At 43.7% G+C, this 5989-nt stretch carries 2 protein-coding genes; both read right to left on the reverse strand.

The window, feature by feature from the left end:
• Positions 1-164: 164 nt before the first annotated feature.
• The gene (locus ACOVQQ_RS11135; protein ID WP_421818265.1) at positions 165-2582 is read right to left on the reverse strand and encodes a sodium-translocating pyrophosphatase; all 2418 of its coding nucleotides are present in this window, start codon (positions 2580-2582) and stop codon (positions 165-167) included.
• Between the two features lie 300 nt (positions 2583-2882).
• Positions 2883-5363: a DUF5686 family protein gene (locus ACOVQQ_RS11140; RefSeq protein ID WP_421818266.1), complete on the reverse strand. Its 2481-nt coding sequence runs from the start codon at positions 5361-5363 to the stop codon at positions 2883-2885.
• Positions 5364-5989: the final 626 nt, after the last annotated feature.

Consider the following 5989-nt stretch of genomic DNA (forward strand, 5'->3'; position numbering starts at 1 on the left):
AAACACAAACCCGCACGAGCTTCCGTTGGTCGCTGTGCGGGTTTGGTTTTTATTTGGCTTTTTGTTTTGGCAGGCTTTTCGCTGCAACCCGGGCTGCAACATCCGAAACAAAAAAAGCTGCCTTTTGGTGAGGCAGCTTTTTTTAAAATATTCTGAAAGCGAAATTACTTCTTCGCTTCGTTTTTCTCAACCGTTACCGTTTTTTCAACAGCAACGTTTGCGCCGTCTTGTTTAGTTACTTCGGTTGTTGTAGTTGTTGTTGCGTCGCCAGCAGTTTCTGAAATTACCGTTTGTTCGGTAGCAGAAATGATTTTACAGTTGCTGTTTTTACAACCTTTAGCTTTACACTCTTCGATGCTCATCGACGCACATTGTGCCGACATTTCTTTACAGCAAGACGCGGCAATTTCTTTTGTTGTTGCATGACCTTGACCCAAAAGTGGTGCAATAACCAAACCAACCAAACACGTTAATTTAATTAAGATGTTCATCGACGGACCCGAAGTATCTTTAAATGGATCACCAACGGTATCGCCCGTTACTGCTGCTTTGTGAGCATCAGAACCTTTGTACGTCATTTCACCATTAATTAATACACCTGCTTCAAACGATTTTTTAGCGTTGTCCCAAGCACCACCGGCGTTGTTTTGGAAAATAGCCCAAAGTACGCCCGAAACGCAAACACCAGCCATATAACCACCTAAAGCTTCTGGACCCATGGCAAAACCAAGGATAATTGGCGTAATAATTGTAATAGCTCCTGGCAACATCATTTCGCGAAGTGCTGCTTTTGTAGAGATATCTACACATTTTCCGTATTCTGGTTTCCCAGTACCGTCCATAATGCCCGGAATTTCACGGAACTGACGACGTACTTCGTTAACCATGTCCATTGCCGCTTTACCAACCGATTGCATTGCCAAAGCAGAGAACACCACCGGAATCATACCACCTACGAAAAGCGCAGCTAGTACGTCGGCTTTGAAGATATTGATACCATCGATGCCTGTAAACGTTACGTAAGCCGCGAAAAGTGCTAATGCAGTAAGTGCTGCAGATGCGATTGCGAAACCTTTACCCACAGCAGCTGTTGTATTACCTACTGAGTCTAATACGTCGGTACGCTGACGAACCTCTTTTGGCAATTCGCTCATTTCAGCGATACCACCTGCGTTGTCGGCAATCGGACCGAAAGCATCGATTGCTAATTGCATCGCTGTAGTAGCCATCATAGCCGATGCAGCAATAGCCACACCGTAGAAACCTGCTAACGCGTACGCACCCCAGATTGCAGCCGCAAATAAGATTACAGAACCAAAAGTTGATTTCATACCAATCGCTAAACCAGCAATAATGTTGGTTGCAGCTCCTGTTGATGAATTTTGTACGATACTAAGTACCGGTTTTTTACCTAAAGCAGTATAGTACTCGGTGATGGCAGAAATGAAAAGACCTACACCTAAACCAACTAAAGTAGCATAGAATACGTGTCGTGATGGAATTTCTTTAATACCTTCTCCGAAGAAGTTCATTGAAATAGTTTCTGGCAACATCATATCGATAAGGAACCAACAAGCAACAACCGTTAAACCTAACGAAACGTAGTTTCCTAAGTTTAAAGCCGCTTGCACTTGTGCTTCTTTAGCGTCGTTGCTCTTAATACGAACAAAGAACGTTCCGATGATCGAAGCCAAGATACCAACACCCGCAATTACTAGAGGCAAGATAATTGGTCCGAGACCTTCGAAATTATCGGTAAATGGCGTACCCGATGCGTCGGTCATATCTTTAATGATGTAGTTACCCAATACCATAGAAGCTAAAACTGTAGCAACATACGAACCGAATAAATCGGCACCCATACCGGCTACGTCGCCTACGTTATCACCTACGTTATCGGCAATTGTTGCTGGGTTTCTCGGATCGTCTTCCGGAATTCCTGCTTCAACTTTACCTACTAGGTCGGCACCAACGTCGGCAGCTTTAGTATAAATACCTCCACCCACACGTGCAAAAAGTGCAATCGATTCCGCTCCAAGTGAAAAACCTGCAAGCGTTTCGAGTACTAATGTCATGTTATCGTAAAATGATTTTCCTTCAACGCCCATGAATTGGTTTAGGAATATCAAGAAGAAGATGCTCAAACCAAGAACAGCCAAACCAGCAACGCCAAGACCCATTACCGTACCTCCACCGAAGGAAACTTGTAAGGCTTGTGGCAAGCTTGTTTTAGCAGCTTGTGTAGTTCTTACGTTTGAGTTAGTAGCGATACGCATACCGATATTACCGGCTAAAGCAGAGAAAATTGCACCGAAAACGAAAGCAACAACAATCATCCAGTGTGAAGTTTCTACCAATTGCGACACTACAAAAAGTGCTACAGAGGCAATAACTACAAATACTGCCAATATTCTGTACTCGGCTTTGAGGAAAGCCATTGCACCTTCTTGAATACTTTTAGAAATTTCTTGCATTTTGGCGTCGCCAGCGTTTTGTTTGTTTACCCATAACGCTTTAACTCCCATAAATACGAGACCTAAAATTGCCATTACAAGCGGCAAGTAAATCATTAGTTTGTCCATTTTTAACATTTTAAAACGCGCAAAAGTAATAAATCGATGTTAAAGTAAGGCATGTTATTTGCATTATACGCCTTGCTCGAAACTAATCGATTGCTTATTAGAGTTTTACACGATTTTTTCGCGCACGATTTTTACGGCCCGGATAGCAGCGAAAAGCCTGCCTAAGTACGGTTGCTGCAAAAAGCGAAAAGTTTTTGCGACCAGCGGAAGCACAAAATCTTTGCGCACTTTTTGCCAACCGGACGCGAGGCAGCTTGCAGCGTATAGCCGGAATAGCCGCCAAAGCTGTCGAAAAAACTCTTAAAAATAGAATCCGAAGGCGCCTTTTATCGCGAAATTCGTGGAACCGGGCGCAATATAGCTGCCGCGCCACGCAAACTCGATGCGGAACACCTTGAAAATGTTTCCAATACCGGCGTTGTACTCCCAATAAAGGTCTTCGGGCGCTTGGTAAATGAGTCCGCTTGGCTCGTTGATGATGCGATTTTCTTGCGAAATAGTTCCGTAAACGCCTTTAATACCAACGGTTTCGCGCCAATTGAGTTTACGCATGAACGGAATTCTCGAGAAAATTCGTCCACCGAAATTGTGTTGCAACTGAAATGTTGCGTAGGTATCGGCCTGAAATTCGTAGAAATCCAAGCAGTTGAAGGTATTTTCGATGGTAAAATACGTTTGGTTACCGGGAACGATGCTCATTAATCCGAGCGGAACGTAGCCGTAGGTTTTTCCGAGTTCGGTGATTACGTCGAGGCGACCAATACCGCCAATATTCATAGGTTGTTTCGCGTATAATTGAATTCTTTGATACTCGAAATCGGAATTCATTACCCCTTTCAAACCCTGCGTGTAGTTAACAAAAACGCGGGTAAACGGACTATCGACAATGCTGCGTTCGACGCCATAACCCACGGTTTTGCGTCGCGGGGTATAATCCACTAAAACGTTGGCTTCCGACTGCGTGGTACGCTCTTTAATTTGTGTGCGATTGAGATCGGTGTAATACGCTAAACTGAACGTTTCGTTTGCAGAAACCAGCGTTCGGAAACTGTAACCGGCAGAAAACGTCAGGTTTTTGATTGGTTCGATTTCGAACGACAGGTTGGTTAGGTTAATGTTGGTTAGGTTGCCGTTGTTTCCGCTGACGAACAGTGCAGAGCTGGCAAAACTGCGGCCGAGTATGTCGTTCGTGGTTGTTAAACTGGCACCGATTTGCTCTATATCGCGTCGGTTTCCGCCTTGAATGATGAGTCGGCTTTTCGGATCGATCAGGTATTTACCCGACACGCCGTATTTGAATTTATTATCGCTGAAACCGTAGGCACCGTAGGCTTGTATGCGCCAGCGATCGTTTGGTCCGAAGTAGGTTCGACCGCCAAAACGGAGGCGAATTCCTTCGACCTCGTTGTAACCCAAGGTTGAGAAAATAGGTCCGAAATCGATGTTGCCTTTCTGAATATAACCACTTCCGAGAATGGCCACCAAATCGTACAGCTGTTTAAACTTTTTGTTGGTTTTAAGTGTGTCGAGCATTTTGTAAATGCCCTTTTCGTCTTTATTGAGTTCTTCGAATCGGTTTTCTTCCCAAAACTCGTCGGAACGATTATAGGCTTCTTCGTTGTAGTAGTTCACTTTTTCTTTGTAGAATTCGTCGGGCAATTCTTTATCGAAAACGTGATTTTGGTACATGGTTGTTCGCTTGCCATAAACACCTTTCGATTTTTCCTTTTTGTTGAGTGCGAAATCGGTGAGCATGTAATCGCGGGTGAGTAGGAATACCGAATCGTTTAGCACATCGAACTGTTGCTCGATGTAAATTTCCTTCACCCAGTTTATGTTGGCACTTTTAACCACCTGCATGTTAATGTCTTTGATGGCCCAGGTGGTGTCGTTCACCCAGAAATCGCCTTTAAAGGTGAGTTCGTTTTTTCGGCGTGGGTAATAAACAATGTTGTAGCACCATTTTTTATCGATAAAAGCACTGTCGGCCAGTACGTAATTGTAAACATCGATACCTGTTCGCGACAAGGGCGATGTAAATGCTTTATCGTAGAATTTCAGGTAATTTTCGTAGATGTCGTATTCGTTATATAGGTCTTTGATGAACGCAATAATTTGCTGATTGGTGGAGAAGCCGGAATTTTTATTGGCGATGAGTTCGTCTTTTACTTTTGATTTGGTATTGTCGCCATACACTTTTGAAATGGCTTCGTTGATAAAGATGGGCAGGTAGGTTTTTCCGGTGATTTTTGACGTATCGACGGAGTTGAAAATGAACTCCATCCCTTTAAAAATTCGGCTTTTCATGAATGAACTGTCGATGGTATTCATGTCGAATTCGACTTTTTCGTACTTATCCATCTGGTATTGTTTGAACATACGCAGCCCGTTTTTGCGTTTTCGTGCCCAGATTTTACGGAGGATATCGATTGCCGGGTTGTTTTTCTTGGACGTTTTTCCGGCATAGAGTTTTACTTCTTGAAGTTCTTCGACGGATTTGAGCACGATGTTCATGTCGTAATTTACGGCTTTATCGAGTTGAATTTCGACGGTTTCGTAGCCGTAGAACGAGATTTGAAGGACTTTTCGGCTTTCGTTCGATTCGAGGTAGAACCGACCATCGTCGTTGGTGATCACACCTTCGGAGGTTCCTGGAAATCCGACGGTAGCGTAGGCAACGGGTTTATTTTTTTGATCGACAACGATCCCGCTAACTTTAGTTTGCGCGAGTAGTGTATTTAGGGAAAGGAGTGTAAAGAGGGCAAGGAGAACTTTGTTCATGGTAGAGAGATAACAACTAACGGGCGCCAAAGATAGCTAATTTGGTATTTGAGTGATGTTAAGGAATGAGGAGGTTGCGGATGAATGATTTGGTGTTTGGTGCTACAAATGATGTGTATTTAAAACTGCGATTTGTTTTGATTATTGTTGGAGATTTTGAGATTGAAAGATTGAAAGATTGAAAGATTGGGAGATTGGGAGATTGGGAGATTGGCCTTCGACAGGCTCAGGCACCAACCTTCGACAGGCTCAGGCACCTTTGGAGCACAATGTTTCACTAAGTATTCCACAATGGGTAGAACGCCGCAATAGCCGAACTCAGGCAATAGTTTTAAGCGCACAGAAAACGCCGAAGCTCACAGAATTTTGTGGAATGTTTGGCTGGTGAAGAAAACACAGAACGTATCAAACCGTTTGAAAAATTGTACCAGCCTTCGACGCACTGTTTTCGACAGGCTCAGGCACCAACCTTCGACAAGCTCAGGCACCTTTGGAGCACAATCTTTCACGAAGTATTCCACAATGGGCACAACGTCGCAATAGCCGAACTCAGGCAATAGTTTTAAGCGCACAGAAAACGCCGAAGCTCACAGAATTTTGTGGAATGTTTGGCTGATGAAGAACAC

This window comes from Flavobacterium sp. (assembly GCF_049240005.1).
In the GTDB taxonomy this organism is placed as follows: domain Bacteria; phylum Bacteroidota; class Bacteroidia; order Flavobacteriales; family Flavobacteriaceae; genus Flavobacterium.